Source organism: Dyadobacter diqingensis, from assembly GCF_024220585.1.
Lineage (GTDB): Bacteria > Bacteroidota > Bacteroidia > Cytophagales > Spirosomataceae > Dyadobacter > Dyadobacter diqingensis.
The window spans coordinates 458857-473885 of the sequence record NZ_JAMXKF010000001.1 but is presented as its reverse complement, the minus strand read 5'-3'; the positions used below and the strand labels follow the sequence as shown (position 1 = coordinate 473885).

At 42.1% G+C, this 15029-nt stretch carries 15 protein-coding genes; 8 read left to right on the top strand and 7 right to left on the bottom strand.

The features are described 5' to 3' along the window. Positions 1–34 precede the first annotated feature (34 nt). Entirely contained in the window at positions 35–577 is a 543-nt protein-coding gene (locus M1L62_RS01925) for an RNA polymerase sigma factor (protein WP_254411314.1), read from the bottom strand. Between the two features lie 556 nt (positions 578–1133). On the opposite strand from M1L62_RS01925, the gene M1L62_RS01920 reads away from it, so the two are divergent. Further along, complete coding sequence (locus M1L62_RS01920; RefSeq protein ID WP_254411313.1) at positions 1134–3248, top strand: hypothetical protein; 2115 nt, start codon at positions 1134–1136, stop codon at positions 3246–3248. Positions 3249–3323: 75 nt separating this feature from the next. On the opposite strand, the gene M1L62_RS01915 is transcribed toward M1L62_RS01920, so the two are convergent. Then, entirely contained in the window at positions 3324–4430 is a 1107-nt protein-coding gene (locus M1L62_RS01915) for a lactonase family protein (protein ID WP_254411312.1), read from the bottom strand. A gap of 27 nt (positions 4431–4457) precedes the next feature. Continuing rightward, a complete protein-coding gene (locus tag M1L62_RS01910) occupies positions 4458–5195 on the bottom strand; it encodes a carbohydrate-binding family 9-like protein (RefSeq protein WP_254411311.1) in 738 nt (245 codons plus the stop codon). A gap of 307 nt (positions 5196–5502) precedes the next feature. Here M1L62_RS01910 and M1L62_RS01905 point away from each other — a divergent pair, with 307 nt between their 5' ends. The 4 genes from M1L62_RS01905 to M1L62_RS01890 all read left to right on the top strand — a co-directional run bounded on the left by M1L62_RS01905 (position 5503) and on the right by M1L62_RS01890 (position 9134). Then, positions 5503–5706, top strand: a complete 204-nt coding sequence (locus M1L62_RS01905) for a hypothetical protein (RefSeq protein ID WP_254411310.1) — start codon at positions 5503–5505, stop codon at positions 5704–5706. Between the two features lie 180 nt (positions 5707–5886). Further along, positions 5887–7419 carry an MFS transporter gene (locus tag M1L62_RS01900; RefSeq protein WP_254411309.1) on the top strand — a complete coding sequence of 511 codons (1533 nt, stop codon included), beginning with the start codon at positions 5887–5889 and terminating at the stop codon, positions 7417–7419. Positions 7420–7465: 46 nt separating this feature from the next. Then, positions 7466–7717 carry a DUF6814 family protein gene (locus M1L62_RS01895; protein WP_254411308.1) on the top strand — a complete coding sequence of 84 codons (252 nt, stop codon included), beginning with the start codon at positions 7466–7468 and terminating at the stop codon, positions 7715–7717. 232 nt (positions 7718–7949) lie between these two features. Then, positions 7950–9134 (top strand): acetyl-CoA C-acyltransferase, encoded by a 1185-nt coding sequence (locus tag M1L62_RS01890; protein ID WP_254411307.1) that lies wholly within the window; start codon positions 7950–7952, stop codon positions 9132–9134. Between the two features lie 70 nt (positions 9135–9204). On the opposite strand, the gene M1L62_RS01885 is transcribed toward M1L62_RS01890, so the two are convergent. Beyond that, a complete protein-coding gene (locus M1L62_RS01885) occupies positions 9205–9702 on the bottom strand; it encodes a GtrA family protein (RefSeq protein ID WP_254411306.1) in 498 nt (165 codons plus the stop codon). A gap of 276 nt (positions 9703–9978) precedes the next feature. On the opposite strand from M1L62_RS01885, the gene M1L62_RS01880 reads away from it, so the two are divergent. Both M1L62_RS01880 and M1L62_RS01875 read left to right on the top strand, forming a co-directional pair. Continuing rightward, positions 9979–10491: a hypothetical protein gene (locus M1L62_RS01880; RefSeq protein ID WP_254411305.1), complete on the top strand. Its 513-nt coding sequence runs from the start codon at positions 9979–9981 to the stop codon at positions 10489–10491. Between the two features lie 11 nt (positions 10492–10502). Beyond that, a complete protein-coding gene (locus tag M1L62_RS01875; RefSeq protein ID WP_254411304.1) occupies positions 10503–11072 on the top strand; it encodes a hypothetical protein in 570 nt (189 codons plus the stop codon). Between the two features lie 40 nt (positions 11073–11112). On the opposite strand, the gene M1L62_RS01870 is transcribed toward M1L62_RS01875, so the two are convergent. The 3 genes from M1L62_RS01870 to M1L62_RS01860 form a co-directional block, all read right to left on the bottom strand. Next, positions 11113–12129 carry an SMP-30/gluconolactonase/LRE family protein gene (locus tag M1L62_RS01870; RefSeq protein ID WP_254411303.1) on the bottom strand — a complete coding sequence of 339 codons (1017 nt, stop codon included), beginning with the start codon at positions 12127–12129 and terminating at the stop codon, positions 11113–11115. A gap of 70 nt (positions 12130–12199) precedes the next feature. Beyond that, positions 12200–13732 carry an alpha-amylase family glycosyl hydrolase gene (locus tag M1L62_RS01865; protein ID WP_254411302.1) on the bottom strand — a complete coding sequence of 511 codons (1533 nt, stop codon included), beginning with the start codon at positions 13730–13732 and terminating at the stop codon, positions 12200–12202. A gap of 36 nt (positions 13733–13768) precedes the next feature. Continuing rightward, positions 13769–14347, bottom strand: a complete 579-nt coding sequence (locus M1L62_RS01860) for a Maf family protein (protein WP_254411301.1) — start codon at positions 14345–14347, stop codon at positions 13769–13771. 180 nt (positions 14348–14527) lie between these two features. On the opposite strand from M1L62_RS01860, the gene M1L62_RS01855 reads away from it, so the two are divergent. Beyond that, entirely contained in the window at positions 14528–14992 is a 465-nt protein-coding gene (locus tag M1L62_RS01855; protein ID WP_254411300.1) for a MarR family winged helix-turn-helix transcriptional regulator, read from the top strand. The last annotated feature ends 37 nt before the right edge of the window (positions 14993–15029 follow it).

The window sequence follows — 15029 nt, the reverse complement described above, 5'->3', positions numbered from 1 at the left end:
AAATGGTGATACCCCCATCCGGTCAGAATATTTTTTATATCTGATAAGTTTTTTGCAGAAGTTTTAATTGCTTAATGGCTTTACCCATTTGGTTTTCTACTGTTTTGGATGAAAGGGAAAGGATTTCGGCAATTTCATTATAGGTAAAACCTTCAAAACGGTTTAACTGAAAAATTGCTTTTCTTTTTTGAGGGAGATAATTGATAAGGTTTGTGATCCGGGATTCCAGTTCGTGATACAGAAAAACGTCTTCCGGACCGGGTGTTTCTTCTATAATGTCTTCACTGAGCTCTTCCATAACCAGTTTTTCCTGCTTCATATAGTTGATCGCCGTGTGTCGGGTAGCTGTAAAAAGGTAGGAACGCAGGTTTTTTTCAATAGTCAGATTTTCACGTTTATCCCATATCCTGAAAAAAACGTCAGCTACAATTTCTTCTGCCAGATCGTTCCGGCTGGTCAGGTAGGAAGCAAACCGGCAGAGCGAATTATAATATTTTTTGAAAAGACTATCCAGTGCGCGCTTATCCCCCTGTTTGATCAGGGAAATTAGAAACAAGTCATTCTGGCCGTTAATCATAACAATCCGGTTGCTTTATTGATATCAGAGAATCTTAAAACTATTCAATTTTCAGGAGTGATGACCATGTCTAACAATAACACCATTATGGTGCGCTATTTGCAGGATTGTAACGAAATAGCAATAACTAATTTGGTGATTTTATAATTCGATAGAATTATAATGTATTAATTGATAAAATTAAAAAAGTAAATGTGAATTTATGTAATTGTTGAAAAATAATATTTATTCCTGTTCTTATCCGGAAAGCGTTAGACCCGGTAGTTCTGTAATAGTTTATTATTTATGCCTCTGATAACCAGGTGTTTGTTTAATAGATTGAAATCTTTCAGTTTGATTTTGTTTCCTTGGCACTGGCACTTTCCGACTCAATCCGTAGTCCGTCATCTTATCTCTTGTTTTTAAACTCGATACAGCCTGGAATCTGTAAAGGATTGTTTTGTGCCTGCCGTTGGATGGAAAAAACTAAGATATGGATTTCGGTACTGGAGTCATTGAAAAGGCGCTGCCCGAAAAGCCTGCAACAGATTAGGGAAAATACAAATGATTTACCGACATGTGTGCATTACAATTAGACGACAAACAATTACTTATTGCCAGGCTGGAATCCAATTTATTTCTTGCTGCGGGAGTTAAAAGTAAGGAACTGAAATTACAAACTTCGTACGAGTTTTTTGAGGCGAAATTTAATGTCACTTACGAAGAGCTTGGTTGTGTTGGTTATAACCCTGAAACGGAAGAACTTACCGCACTGATCAAAATCAAGAGGCCTTCCGGTTACGGAGGTAGCCTGTGTTCAAAGGGGTCTCATGAGTACGTAAGATTTTATGTTAATTACGGCAGCGGTTATGTTGACGAGGGCTATACGGGTGTAAATGTCCATGACATAGCCGATAGCTTCGATTGTAATAAAAAGCTGGAAAAACCGATTGATTTTGTAGTTCGCAAAAAAATAAATCCTTCTCACAAGCGATGTGTCAGTCCTTTTTTACCTAAGGTAAAAGCGGTTTTGAGCTGGAATACAGTTCCGCCAGCCAATGATCCGGGCCTTTTACAGCCGGGTTATATTTGGGGAAATGTGAAAGAGGAGCAAATTCAGATCCAACCTTTCAGGTTGCTAATCCCCTCTTTTGAGATTGAAAATATTGGAAATCTTCTTGAAAAAGCAGTTTTAAACCCAAATTTTTCTTTAAAAACCCTTGCTGACAATAATCCGGTAGTTGAGAAGAACCTGGCGGATGCGAAAAGCCAGCTGTTGTCTTCGAAGGAGGATTTTTCTGAGCTTATCACGATTTATAAAAAGGCTAATGCCGAAGTGGAATCGCACAGGGTAGGAACAAAACTCTTGTTTGAAGCGATAAATTCGAATAGCACTTCTGTGATGAAAAACATTGGAGCGACTTTTGACTCTAACGCGTTGAGTTTTTCAGAGAGTCTGAGCAAATTTGGTGCGTTAAAAGGAAACACAACCTATGAAGAACTCGGGTGTGTTGGCCTGGATTATCACAAGGAAGCATTTATCGCTACTTTTAAGATCAAAAGAAATAATGGTTATGGCGGTAGCTTATGCACGACCGGATCGAAGGAGTTTGTCTCTTTTTGGGTGCAGGAAGACGGGAACTGTCAGTGGAAACATTTGGGAACCACTTCGGTCAGTGTATTTGATGTACCCAATCAAAATGGGTTGTCATATTCTGCGATTCTGCCGTATGATTTGACCGAATTCAAGACCAAATGCAGTGCTCCGAAGGTATTGAAGATAAGAGCCATTTTATCCTGGGGCATTGCCCCGGATTCCCTGGACGCTGAATACTGGGGAAATGTCAAAGAATCATATGTTCAAATTCCGCCGATATCGGACTGGGATCAAAAGTCGCCTAAAATAATTGTGCTTGGCGGGGTTTCTGTTGATCAAATCGATAATACAACCGGCCTTACTGTAAGTGGTGCGAAAATTGACGAAAATCAAAACGGTGTTGAGCCGGGTAGTCCGTTTGGAGGCAAAATTACAATCCATGGAATTTCAGCTCCTTATGCGGGACAGAAATACCGGGTAAAAGTAACCAATATGGCTACTGCCTCATCGTATTATCTTACTGACGTGCTGAACCTTACAGGATATGATGGCAGCGGTAATGTGCTGCATACGCCAGTAATTCCTGATGCTGCTCATTATTACTCGTATCAAAATTACAATGTTAATATTACCAGTAAATTAGCGCTGTTTTCTCCGGGCACGAATGATCTGCTGAAAATCACCATTGAACATTTTGACGGTTCATTCGATTCTCATTTGATTCAGATGGATAATACGTTTCCTGTCGTTGAATTAACCATTAATGATCAGGGAAATTGTACGCATTTTACCAAAGGGGACAATATCGTTGGTACTTTTAAAGTAAATGATAATTACCTTCTTAATTTCAGACTGACAACAAATGTCGGAGAATTTACAGAAGTCAAGTTAAGTGGAGTAGCAAAATCACTTCCGGCTCCGCCAACCAGTTTTAGCCGGACTGTGAATGTCAATGACGGAGCGTTCGTGATCAAATCATCCAAAACGCAGAACTGTGGAAGTATTGATTTGATAGCGTATCAAAAAACCGTTTGGGATAGCGTTTCTACCGGCACATACGGATATGCGGGCAAGATTGTGTGTTTAAAAGATTAATCTTCTTTATGTATCAAAAATGCCTCAAAACTGAGGCATTTTTGATACTCTTAATTATTTTTATAATCAAAGCAATTACTTCAAAAACAATTGCTTCACGCAAACAGGTGTCGGGATGCTGATTTCCTTTTCTGTATAGGTTAACAGACCTGTGGCACTGTTTCTTTTGAAAAATACAAGATTGTTATTGTCGCGGTTGGTCACGTAAACCAGCTCGCCTTTTTCATCAACCAGGAAATTACGCGGATGTTTCCCGTGTGTTTCGGGATAGCCAACAGTCGTCAATTTTCCGGTTTTGCCATCTACGGAGTACACCGCCAGACTTTCGTGGCCGCGGTTTGATGCATAAAGGAATTTGCCGTCAGGTGAGAAATGGATATCGGCTGCGTAACTTTTTCCGGTGAAGTCTGCCGGCACCATGCTTACTCTTTCCAGAGGAACCAAAGCACCTGAATTTTTCACGATCTGGAATGAATTCACTACCGAATTGAGCTCGCAGGCTGAATAACCAAAGTTACCATTCGGGTGAATGGCAAAGTGACGAGGCCCGTCACCAGCCTTTACTTCTACGTAAGGCACAGATCCTGGTGTAAGTTTTCCGGTTTTTTGATCAACCAGGTAGACCATGATTTTATCGATTCCAAGGTCGGAGGCATAAATAAATTTACCGTCAGCCGATGGGATAATCGAGTGCATATGCGGTTTTTGGTTGGCCGCACCTTTATCCTGAATGGCGTCGGCAAGCTCGCCGATACTTCCGTCTTTGTTTAAAAGATAAACAGCAAGCTGTCCGCTTCCATAATTGGAAACATAAATAAATCTGCCTTTCGGGTCAACGCTTACGTGACAAGGGCCTTTTCCTTCGGAAGGCTTTTCGTTTAGCGGTGTAAGTTTAGCTGTTACGGGATCAATTTTGTAGGAAGATATCGTGTTATTACCCTCATTGGCCGCGTAAATGAATTGCTTATTCGGGTGAAATTCAAGAAATGACGGGCTGTTTTTATTAGGCAAAATCTGTAATTCCTTGTAAGAGAAATTGCTTCGGTCGAATTCATACACATAAATGCCTTCTCCTTTTTGGGAGTAGGTTCCAACGTAATGTATCTCCCGGGTTTTCGTTTTCTGTGCAAATGCCATGACCGCAGATAGTAAACAGATTAAGGTAAGCGTGATTTTTTTCATGATTTAGGATTGATCTGAAATTAAATTTTATTCAAAAATGAGTGTGCCAAACTTGTTGAATTCATGAAAACTGCCACTGGTTTTTTTCCAGGAGTAGTAGGCTGTTTCAGAATCGTAGTCGATGCGATAGAAATTTCCTCTCCATTTGGTGCCCGATTTTGGAGGTGATTGCACGATCGGGTTCATGAGTGTATAAGGAATGAAAAATTCGGCCTTCCAGCCTTCCACGGATGCCATGCTCTTCTTTTGTCCGCCCTGCGCGCTGGTGGCATGCTGAACCCTATTGCTGTCGTTGTAAAACCAGGGTCTCCATCCCTGGGCTCTTCCTTTCAAATTTGGGACTAGTATAGCCAGTTCATAGTCCAGGGGTGAAATTTCATATTCGAGGTAAATGGGCTCTGAGGTATCCGGCCATAGAAAAACCTCTACCACATCTTCCTTAAACAAAGTGCCGAAATCTTCCATGATGGTGGCGGTTAATTTTTTGTCAGCGCAATCAAAAAGGAAATAGACACCTTTGTCTGAATAAAGGATTTTAACCTTGGTCGGAAAAGCTTTTCCCGGTACAGTCTGTTTAGGACCGGTTTGCACGGTCAGGTCAAACCAGTTTGTACTGTCCCAGTTTTTAGCGCTTCCTTCGCCGTCTACTTTGAAGTCGGTAGTTTTCTTGACAATCAGCGTAGAATCTGCCGCAGCGCCATAGGTCTGAGGCTGGCAGAAAATCCCGGTCATCAACATGAACAGAGGGATAATTTTTTTAAACATTTTCAAATGGTTTAGGAGATTAGGGATAATGAAACACAGCCGGTCTGGTAACAGAACGGGCGGATCAGGGAGTAAGAAATATTTTATGGTCCGGCAATTTCACCACGATTTTAGATATTACCAAATGCGATAATTAAATCTGAGGTAAAATGTTCTTTGCCGATTCGTAACTTTACTGCGCGCATCTTCTACAAAAACGGAAAATTCTCTACACATCTATAAATTCTGGTATAAAATATTTTAAGGAACGATTATTTGAAAAATTCATCACAGAAGTTTAGTAGTGAACCTTTTAAACTGAAACGTTATGATACGCAAAAGAGGAGAACCTGCCATAGCAGATACCAGCAAACCGATTTTAGAAGCGCCGGTATATCCCGACTTTCCTGAAAATTCAATTCCTGGCCGAAAGCCGGCTGATGATCCTGATTTGACAAGAAAAAGTGAGGACGAAATAGATGATATCCCGTACAGTGAAGTTGACGATGAGGACGACGAATGGCCCGAATAGTCAGTAAGCGTTATAAAATTAAGGAGCTTTTTTAGGAGCCTTCCAATTTATTTGGGAGGCTTTTTTAGTTTTTTAATGAGTATTGCCAGCGGATTTCTGCCTTATCCTGCTAATTCATTGCCATTTATCGCGGCAAACCTATTCCTTTTCATTAAATCATTACTCACCTTTTCCTGATCAATGCGTACAGACGACAATGCTACACAAAGCATCACCAAAGTGATTGCAGCCTCTTCACTGGGAACATTAATAGAATGGTATGATTTCTACATTTTCGGGAGCCTGGCCGTTATCATCGGGCACCAGTTATTTCCAAGCGACGCCGGAGCATCGGCGTTAATCAATACACTGGCGATTTTTGCAGCCGGTTTCATCGTACGGCCTTTTGGAGCGCTGGTATTTGGCCGGTTGGGTGATTTAATCGGGCGAAAATATACTTTTTTGCTGACGCTGGTATTAATGGGTGGCTCCACATTTCTGATCGGGCTGATCCCTTCGTATTCGAGCATCGGTTACGCTGCGCCCATTCTGGTTTTGATATTGCGACTTGTCCAGGGCCTGGCGCTGGGCGGAGAATATGGTGGTGCTGCAACTTATGTTGCCGAGCATGCGCCTGAGGGAAAACGTGGTTTTTTTACAAGCTGGATCCAAACAACGGCAACGCTGGGGCTGTTCCTGTCTCTTGGCGTAATTGTAGGAACTAAAAATATTTTAGGTGCCGATGTTTTTGCCGACTGGGGCTGGCGGATTCCGTTCCTGCTTTCAATTCTGTTGGTAGGTGTATCGATATACATCCGGATGAAAATGCATGAGTCGCCGGTGTTTTCAAAATTGAAATCGGAGGGGAAAATTTCTGCGAATCCTTTAAAAGAGAGTTTTCAGAAAAAAGCGAATTTCAAAATGGTGTTGCTTGCACTTTTCGGCGCGACGATGGGGCAGGGTGTGATCTGGTATACCGGTCAGTTTTATGCACAGTCATTCCTTGAAAATACCTGCAAGCTTGATTTTAACGAATCGCGCTATATTTTGCTTTGGGCTATATTATTTGCCACTCCGTTTTTTGTCGTGTTTGGCTCGTGGAGTGATAAAGTGGGCAGAAAATGGATTATGCTTACAGGTATGCTGCTGGGTATTATTTTCTATCGCCCGATATACCAGTATTTCATTGACGCTACCAACGTAGGGGAATTTCAGAAAACAGAATTGTTGTCTGTTTCAGCGCCGGTTGTGACCCGTGAGTTTTTACAGGAAAAAGGTGACTCGGTTGTTACGAGCACAGTGGTGAAAACATTAAAGGATGGAAGTACTTTCAAAGAAGTGAAAGTAGAAACCATCCATACCGATCCGACTTTGGCGGCCGTTGAGCCAAAAATTTCCTTTGCGGATGTTACGCTTCCATCCAGCACCTATTGGACAATTATCGCACTTGTATTTTTCCAGGTTTTATTGGTTACGATGGTCTACGGACCCATTGCCGCTTTTTTGGTTGAGCTGTTTCCAACACAGATCCGTTATACATCCATGTCGTTGCCATATCATATCGGAAATGGTGTTTTCGGAGGATTGGTGCCGTTTATCGCTACGCTGGTTGCATCCTTTCAGGGATCGACTCCTTTGTCGGGTTTATGGTATCCGATTGGAATTGCTTCACTGTCATTTATCATCGGGGCAGTTTACATTAACAACAAAGGTGACCGGGATGTAAACGACTAAAAATCTTCCCGGAATTTTATTTTTGACATTTTATTCAATAGAAAATATGAACGCTTTAAAAAGATTGTTAGGCATTGTCTGGATTGTACTCGGACCAGTAATTATTCTGTTTCTGGTTATGCAGGCCATCGAAAAAATTGCAGCCGCAGCAGAAGGAATTGCCAGAACAAACACGACATTGCAATGGTCGATCATTATCATCATCTTCATTCCGATTTGCGCAGGATTGATGATTTTTGGTTATTATGGATTGAAAGGTGAATACGACCGGCTGCCGCAAAGCTCCGAAGAACTCTGATATCCCTGTTACTTTTTTAAAATTGTCGAGGTTATAAAACCTGATTTTATAGTAGTAATCTTTCTATACCGGTTCGTGACCAAGGTTACAGCTTTGTAACTTTTTAGGTTACAACTTATTGAACGAAACATAAAAACTTCTTCTTTTTCAGACCGGGTTTGTTATATTTATTGTTAAAGTAAATAGGATGGATGGAGATAAGCTCCGTCCGGAAATCAACAAAACCAGGAACATGAAAGAAGAAGTTTTTATTCTTGCGGCTGCCCGTACACCTATTGGCAGTTTTGGTGGTGCATTATCTTCGGTGCACGCCGCCCGTCTTGGCGCTGTTGCGATTAAAGGCGCGTTGCAAAAATCCTCGATCGATCCGGATTCGGTAGATGAGGTTTACATGGGAAATGTTATTTCTGCAAATCTGGGACAGGCGCCCGCACGTCAGGCTGCTGTTTTTAGCGGTTTGCCGTCAAAGGTCATTTGTACAACGGTGAACAAGGTTTGTGCTTCGGGTATGAAGGCGATTGCGTTGGGTGCGCAGGCTATTCAGTTGGGTGATGCGCAGGTTGTTGTTGCGGGAGGGATGGAAAATATGTCGCAAATTCCCTATTATCTGCCCAAAGCACGAAATGGATATGGTTACGGACACGGTGAAGTGCTGGATGGATTGTTAAAAGATGGTCTGACAGATGTTTATGATCAGAATGCCATGGGACTTTGCGGAGACAAAACGGCTTCAAAATATACCATAACCCGCGAGCAGCAGGACGAATTTGCAATCCGCTCTTACCGTTCGAGTGCCGGGGCCAGTGAAAACGGTTATTTTAAAAATGAAATTGTTCCGGTCGAGATACCTTCACCGAAAGGTGCGGCTTCTGTTTTTGTTGAAGAAGATGAGGAGTTCAAACGTGTTAAATTTGACAAAATACCTTCTTTGAAACCGGTTTTCTCCCCCGAGGGAACAGTCACGGCAGCCAATGCTTCCACGATCAATGATGGGGCGGCGGCACTTATTCTTGCCGGTTCTGCCATCGTGGCAAAATCAGGAGCGAAACCCATTGGCAGAATTGTTGCCTATGCGGATGCCGAGCAAGATCCATCATGGTTTACGACAACACCGGTTTTAGCGACGCATAAAGTGCTAAAAAAAGCAGGGTTATCGCTATCGGATATTGATTATTTTGAGGTCAATGAAGCTTTTGCGGTAGTAGCGCTTTATTACATCAAAGAGCTCGGGCTGGATTTAGAAAAGGTTAATGTGTTTGGCGGAGCGGTCTCACTGGGGCACCCGCTCGGTGCATCCGGTGCCAGAATTGTTACCACCCTGTTATCCGTTTTAGAACAAAAAAACGGCCGCTATGGCCTGGCTGCCATCTGTAATGGTGGCGGTGGAGCTTCTGCCGTGATTGTTGAACGACTTTAAAGCGTAGATCGTGTTCCAACAAAAAATGCACCGAATTACCGGTGCATTTTTTGTTGGAAATCTTATTGTACTACCGTATAAGCACTTTCAGGCGGTTGTAAAAGCCTGTGCTTTTGAACGTGAAAGTTTTATGAAGGATGTAATTGCTGATAAAGCTGAAACCCATCCCGACGATATAACACATCATTTCATTGACATTGACAAACTTTTTTGACCAGGGCAGCAGGTAATTATATTGTTCAAAATAATTGTCTGAAATGTAATAGGCCGCCGTTGAAAAGATATAGGTCACAAATCCGGAAAATACCGCAACCATTAAAAACTTTACCATTTCCCGTCGGGTCTGGTTGGTTTTGCGCGCGTTAAAAGCGAACAATTTGGTCAGGGCAAAACCCACCACAAAAGAAGCGGCATAGGCAGGTAAAATAGATTCCTGAAATGTGAGTCCAAACCAATCTTTGAATAAACTACTGCAAAGCAACTGAACAACTGCCCCTGTTCCGGCTACAAGAAAATACGCAATTAAGTCTTTGGAATTAAAGATTTTACTCTTTGTCTTATCAACCACCGGGCAAAATGTTAGTTTTGAATAAAAGAAATACTGGGTCAATATTAGAAATAAAATGATCCTGAAACAAAGGCCAATGCATAATTTGATTTAAAGGAAACAATTTATACCTTATCTCTGGGTAGCTGATATGTGACCAAAACGCTACTTATTCGTCAAAGGAAATATTCAGATGGAGCGGTGAACTGGCTCGATTTTAATTGATTCATTAACAGCCGGTTTTCGGGAAGTCTGATGTTTTAAAAACCCATTCTTAATTTTTAGTCATACACGTTTATGAAAAAAGCTATTTTAATTTTTGCCCTGTTTTTTACTTTTTCTATTGCACATGCGCAGCCCGAAAAATGGGCCCTTGGTTTTAAATTAGGCGAACCCGTTGGTGTTGTTCTTCGGAAATATGGAGACAGAAACGCGCTGGATGTTTCAATCGGAACGTATACAGGACTGTTGAAAAGTAAAAAAACATATAGAGCCGGTGAGTATTCGGATATTGGTTTTATGATCAACGGTACTTATTTGTGGTATGTGCCTATGTTCAATGAAAGAATGCTGGCTTATGGGGGAGCCGGGGTTCAGATCAACTCCCGCCGTTATTATCCCAATCCAAATATCAAGGATGTACACACCAATAATATTTCAACAGGGCCTTCTCTTACGGCCGGTGCAGAATTTTTCTTTGCGCAGAAACCGACATCGTTTTTCATAGAAGGGGGAGGGTTTCTGGAATTGCTTCCAAAGGTATTTTATTTCAACCCTAATTTGAGTTTAGGATTGCGACATAATTTTTAAAACCCTCTTGTATGCGTCGGATATCTATTTTAACGATAACGGTAATAGCTGCTTTACTTAATTTTTCCTGCGCGAATGTTAAAAGCAGCCTGAGCAGGTCGGATTCTTCGGGGTCCAAAAATTATTCTACCCAGACTGATTACAGCAAGACTGTTCCACGGAAGGACTCTGTGGCGGTAATCAGATCTGCCGGAGATGCAACGCAGCCTGAAAAAAGAAATTATGCTGCGCCGGTTAACAATACTGATTCCAGAGGAGCCAGCACTGTGCAAGGAGGAAAAGTGGAGTATAATCAGCGTCTGGTTGATCAGTATGCCGAGATGGATAAACTTGGAGATCTTGTGCTCTATGAGCTTGATATCACAGAACGCCGGAAGGACAGCCTGCTGGACCGATTTAAAAATGCTTCTTCAAGTGAGCGGGAAAATATTACGCAGGAGCTTAACAAGCTTGACGGCAATCAGCTGACTTTGTATAAAGCCTATGTGAGGGTTTATAAAGAAGGGAAAACAGATTGGCCTGCTACCAGAAAGCAAGTGGAAGATATCCTCTTTAATATTCGGGGTATCGGCAATAAATAAAGATAAGGCTGTCGCAAATCAAAAGCGACAGCCTTATTTTTTACCAGTTCGCTCCTTTTGTGTTGGTTTTAATCCTGCACAAATATCCGTCGACAGTCAGATATAACATCGAACCATCGTTTCCCCAGGCGCAGTTGGATGCGATTTCGAGTGTTTCTATTTTTCCGAGCAATTTGCCCTCCGGTGAGATAATCAAAATACCGCCCGGACCGGACGTCCAGATATTCCCTTCTGCGTCCAGCTTAAAGCCATCAGGCAGACCCGGAAGTCCGGTTTTGCTCATGGGTGTCGCGTCATAAAAAAGTTTTCCTTTTCCCACAGAACCATCGGCCAGGACAGGGTATGCCATTAATACAGCCTTTTCCGGATCTGACTGACTGACGTACAACGTTTTTCCATCCACTGAAAATGCCAGACCGTTTGGTCTTTGTAAATCGTTAATAATCATTTTTACCTCACCATTTGGCGTGATCTGATAAACACCGAAATAGGGAGTTTCTCTCGAAGGATCTTTTTCATAACCAGCCAGTCCGTAAGGTGGATCTGTAAAATAATAGCTGCCATTGGCATGTTCGACAATGTCGTTAGGACTGTTGAAACGTTTCCCCTCGAAACGATCAGCCAGTGTCATTTTTCCACCCTTGTTCAACGGCATCGCGGAAATACGTCTGTCGCCGTGTTCACAGGATATAAGCCGGCCTTTTTTATCGATCATTAAACCGTTGCTTCCAGGCTCATTACTATATTCGCCCAGGCCGGTATAACCCGAAGGTTTTAAAAAAACGGAAAGCTCATTTTTTTCATCCCATTTGTAAACCGTATTTTTAGGAACATCCGAAAAAAGCAGATAACCGCCATCTTTCACCCAAACCGGGCCTTCACACCATACGAAACCCATCGCCAATACATCCAGTTTTGAATCCTTAGGCAGGAGTTTTTCCAGTTTAGGGTCGTTGTAAGTAATTTTTCCTAATGTTGGATAATTCTTCTGCGCGTGGCTCACTGAAGTGAAAGCGGACAATAATATAAGGACGATGTATGTAGCTGATAATCTCATGTTACAGGACTGATCTGATGTTCGATAGTTATCCGGTAAAAGAGCGGGCGGGCTTATTCCCTACTGTATTTTAAATGTCAGTTGGAGATTTCTGCGGAGTTTTTACCAAAAGAAGACTTCCCAATGCCGGAAGTTCCCATTTTCCTTCTGCATCAACAGTTGTGGCAGGCGATGAAAAAAGTACTTTTTTAAAATCCTTTTTACTTTCCGGCAGGTCGATAAATTTTGTATCCACACTCAGGTTATGGATAATCAAAACGGGCTCGGTCGGGTGCGTTCGGACGTATGCGATAATTTCGTCATCAAGCGATTCTACCTCTTCAAGATTAGGAGAAATAATCTGTGAAAGGGCGGGTGTACTTTTACGTAATGCGATTAGTTTTTTATAATGGTTGTAAATGGAATCGGGATCTGTCCTTTGCACAGAAAGAGGCTGGATGGTTTTCAATGTAGAAAATTCGGCCTGTTGCCAATTGGTTTTATCCGGATCGTCCTCACGTTTTGACCAAAGGAAGGGTTCCCGGATATACGGGTCAGGTTTTGTACCCAGCATGCCAATTTCTTCTCCGTAATATATATAAGGTTGTCCGGGCAGGGTGAGGAGCAAACAGGCTGCCAGTTTCATTTTTTCATGATTGTTGCTGACAACGCTGCCGATCCGGTCCTGGTCGTGGTTGGTGAGCATTATGGCGTCCACAAATTCAGGGTTAAACGCCTCGAATTGCTGATAACTTGCAATAAGCTGCTGAATAATATTTTCATCCTTTCCCTGAATAAGGATCCGTTGCAAAGCAAAACTAAGATCGAAGTGAAAGGTAGCATTCAGGTTTTCCAGATAAGGGGCAACCTCATAAGTACTCGCCCAGACTTCCGCGACGGTATATGCACCCGGTTTTACTTTTTGAACAATCTGATTAAAATACGCCCAGAAATTCAGATTTTTTTCGCTTTCCCAAAGCGGATAAATATGCCGGGCAGCATCCAGTCGAAAACCATCAATACCGATTTCGGAAAGCCAGAAAGTAATGATTTTTTCCAGTTCTTTTTTTAATGCCTCAGAATCGTAGTTCAGGTCGGGCATCCCTTTCCAGAAAAGTCCGTAATATTTTTCCGGATCTCCCGGAATCTCGTGCCACGGGTACACTTCGTCGGAATCATCGGAGGTCTGGCGCTCGGCGATACCAAGTTCTTCAATTTTAGCAGGCGGCAGCCACCAGTAAAAATTCCGGTAGGGATTATCTTTCCCTTTGCTCGCTTCAACAAACCAGGGATGGTACGTACTGGTATGATTGACAATAAGGTCCAGGTAAACGGCAATGTTTCTTTTACGGGCTTCCGAGAGAAGCCGTTTAAAATCAGCCATCGTCCCAAATTCAGGTTCGATGGCATAATAGTCAACCGGATCATACTTATGATAACTCGGAGACGGATGAATGGGGGTCAGCCAGATACACTCAATACCGAGGTCACTGAGATAGTCCAGCCTGGACGTAATTCCGTTTAAATCACCAATTCCATCGCCGTTAGAATCGCAGAACGACCTGACAAAGATTTCATAACAAACGCGTGGAATAAATTTGGGAAGTACCGGACGCATCAGCATTGTGATAAAATTAAACAGAGTACCTGAAGACCAGGATTATATTTTAATAAAAGGTTTTAAAAGCTGGTAAACGATATGAACGGGCAAGCCCATGATGGTATAAAAAGAACCTTCGATCCGCTCGATCCCAATCATACCGATCCATTCCTGGATCCCGTAACCGCCGGCCTTATCAAAGGGTTGATAGCGCTCAATATAATGGTTTATTTCCCTTTTATCTAATGTCCGAAATGTCACCTGAGCCGTATCGGACACCGTGTGAATACTGTTATCGGCCAGCAAACTGACCGCCGTAATTACCTCATGCGTTGTTCCCGATAGCATCGTAAGCATTTGCAGCGCTTCCTGGCAATCCTTCGGTTTATTCAAAATTGTATCGCCGATGATCACCACGGTGTCAGCCGTTAAAACCAGTTTTTCAGGATGTAAAGCAATAAACATCTCCGCTTTTTGTGCTGAAATGTATGCAGCGACGTCACTGGTGGGCATGTTTTTCGGGAAACTTTCATCCGTCGGGATGACTTCAATGTCAAAATCAAATCCTGTATCCTGTAATAATTGTTTTCTGCGGGGTGAGTTGGAGGCAAGAATCAGCGGCCTTGATAATGGGAACATATTTTTTTCTGTGAGAAATTACTCTGGATAATGTATTGTTTAATAGATCGTTAAGTAGGGTACGGGGATGCCTTGAAAAATATTTGAAAATATTTTTCAAGTGCGTGAACTTAATTTAACTGATTAGATGTTTCAACATTATATGTATATACACAGTATTACATTTGAACGATTTAAGCTATGTCTATTGAAACCGATATAAAACAAAAAAAATTTCGAAGCCCTTATCAACGATTGGCGCTCAACCTGATTTATACCAGTAACTGGATTCAATATCAGCAGGTGGATGGATTCAGAGAGCACGATATTACTTCGCAACAATACAATGTTTTACGGATTTTGCGCGGACAATATCCCAGCCCGATCAAAGTTAGTGATATTGCCGAGCGAATGCTCGATAAAAATTCCAATACCTCGCGATTGATTGATAAGTTGCTTGCAAAAAAGCTGGTCGACAGAAAATCCTGCCCGAATGACCGCCGGGCGGTGGATGTCGTTATTACGGAAGCTGGTTTGGAACTCCTGAAAAAACTGGATCCGGTGGTGGACGAATGGGATAACAATATGAATGCCATTACGCACGAAGAAGCTGATCTGATCAGCTCATTACTTGATAAAATACGCGAATCGAAAAACAACAACTAACAATAATAACAAACAACTCAATTTAATTTTAATCATG

Excerpts from the sequence above, each read along its gene's own strand:
- M1L62_RS01925 (WP_254411314.1), bottom strand. The coding sequence starts at position 577 with ATGATTAACGGCCAGAATGACTTGTTTCTAATTTCCCTGATCAAACAG.
- M1L62_RS01920 (WP_254411313.1), top strand. The coding sequence starts at position 1,134 with ATGTGTGCATTACAATTAGACGACAAACAATTACTTATTGCCAGGCTG.
- M1L62_RS01915 (WP_254411312.1), bottom strand. The coding sequence starts at position 4,430 with ATGAAAAAAATCACGCTTACCTTAATCTGTTTACTATCTGCGGTCATG.
- M1L62_RS01910 (WP_254411311.1), bottom strand. The coding sequence starts at position 5,195 with ATGTTTAAAAAAATTATCCCTCTGTTCATGTTGATGACCGGGATTTTC.
- M1L62_RS01905 (WP_254411310.1), top strand. The coding sequence starts at position 5,503 with ATGATACGCAAAAGAGGAGAACCTGCCATAGCAGATACCAGCAAACCG.
- M1L62_RS01900 (WP_254411309.1), top strand. The coding sequence starts at position 5,887 with ATGCGTACAGACGACAATGCTACACAAAGCATCACCAAAGTGATTGCA.
- M1L62_RS01895 (WP_254411308.1), top strand. The coding sequence starts at position 7,466 with ATGAACGCTTTAAAAAGATTGTTAGGCATTGTCTGGATTGTACTCGGA.
- M1L62_RS01890 (WP_254411307.1), top strand. The coding sequence starts at position 7,950 with ATGAAAGAAGAAGTTTTTATTCTTGCGGCTGCCCGTACACCTATTGGC.
- M1L62_RS01880 (WP_254411305.1), top strand. The coding sequence starts at position 9,979 with ATGAAAAAAGCTATTTTAATTTTTGCCCTGTTTTTTACTTTTTCTATT.
- M1L62_RS01875 (WP_254411304.1), top strand. The coding sequence starts at position 10,503 with ATGCGTCGGATATCTATTTTAACGATAACGGTAATAGCTGCTTTACTT.
- M1L62_RS01870 (WP_254411303.1), bottom strand. The coding sequence starts at position 12,129 with ATGAGATTATCAGCTACATACATCGTCCTTATATTATTGTCCGCTTTC.
- M1L62_RS01865 (WP_254411302.1), bottom strand. The coding sequence starts at position 13,732 with ATGCTGATGCGTCCGGTACTTCCCAAATTTATTCCACGCGTTTGTTAT.
- M1L62_RS01860 (WP_254411301.1), bottom strand. The coding sequence starts at position 14,347 with ATGTTCCCATTATCAAGGCCGCTGATTCTTGCCTCCAACTCACCCCGC.
- M1L62_RS01855 (WP_254411300.1), top strand. The coding sequence starts at position 14,528 with ATGTCTATTGAAACCGATATAAAACAAAAAAAATTTCGAAGCCCTTAT.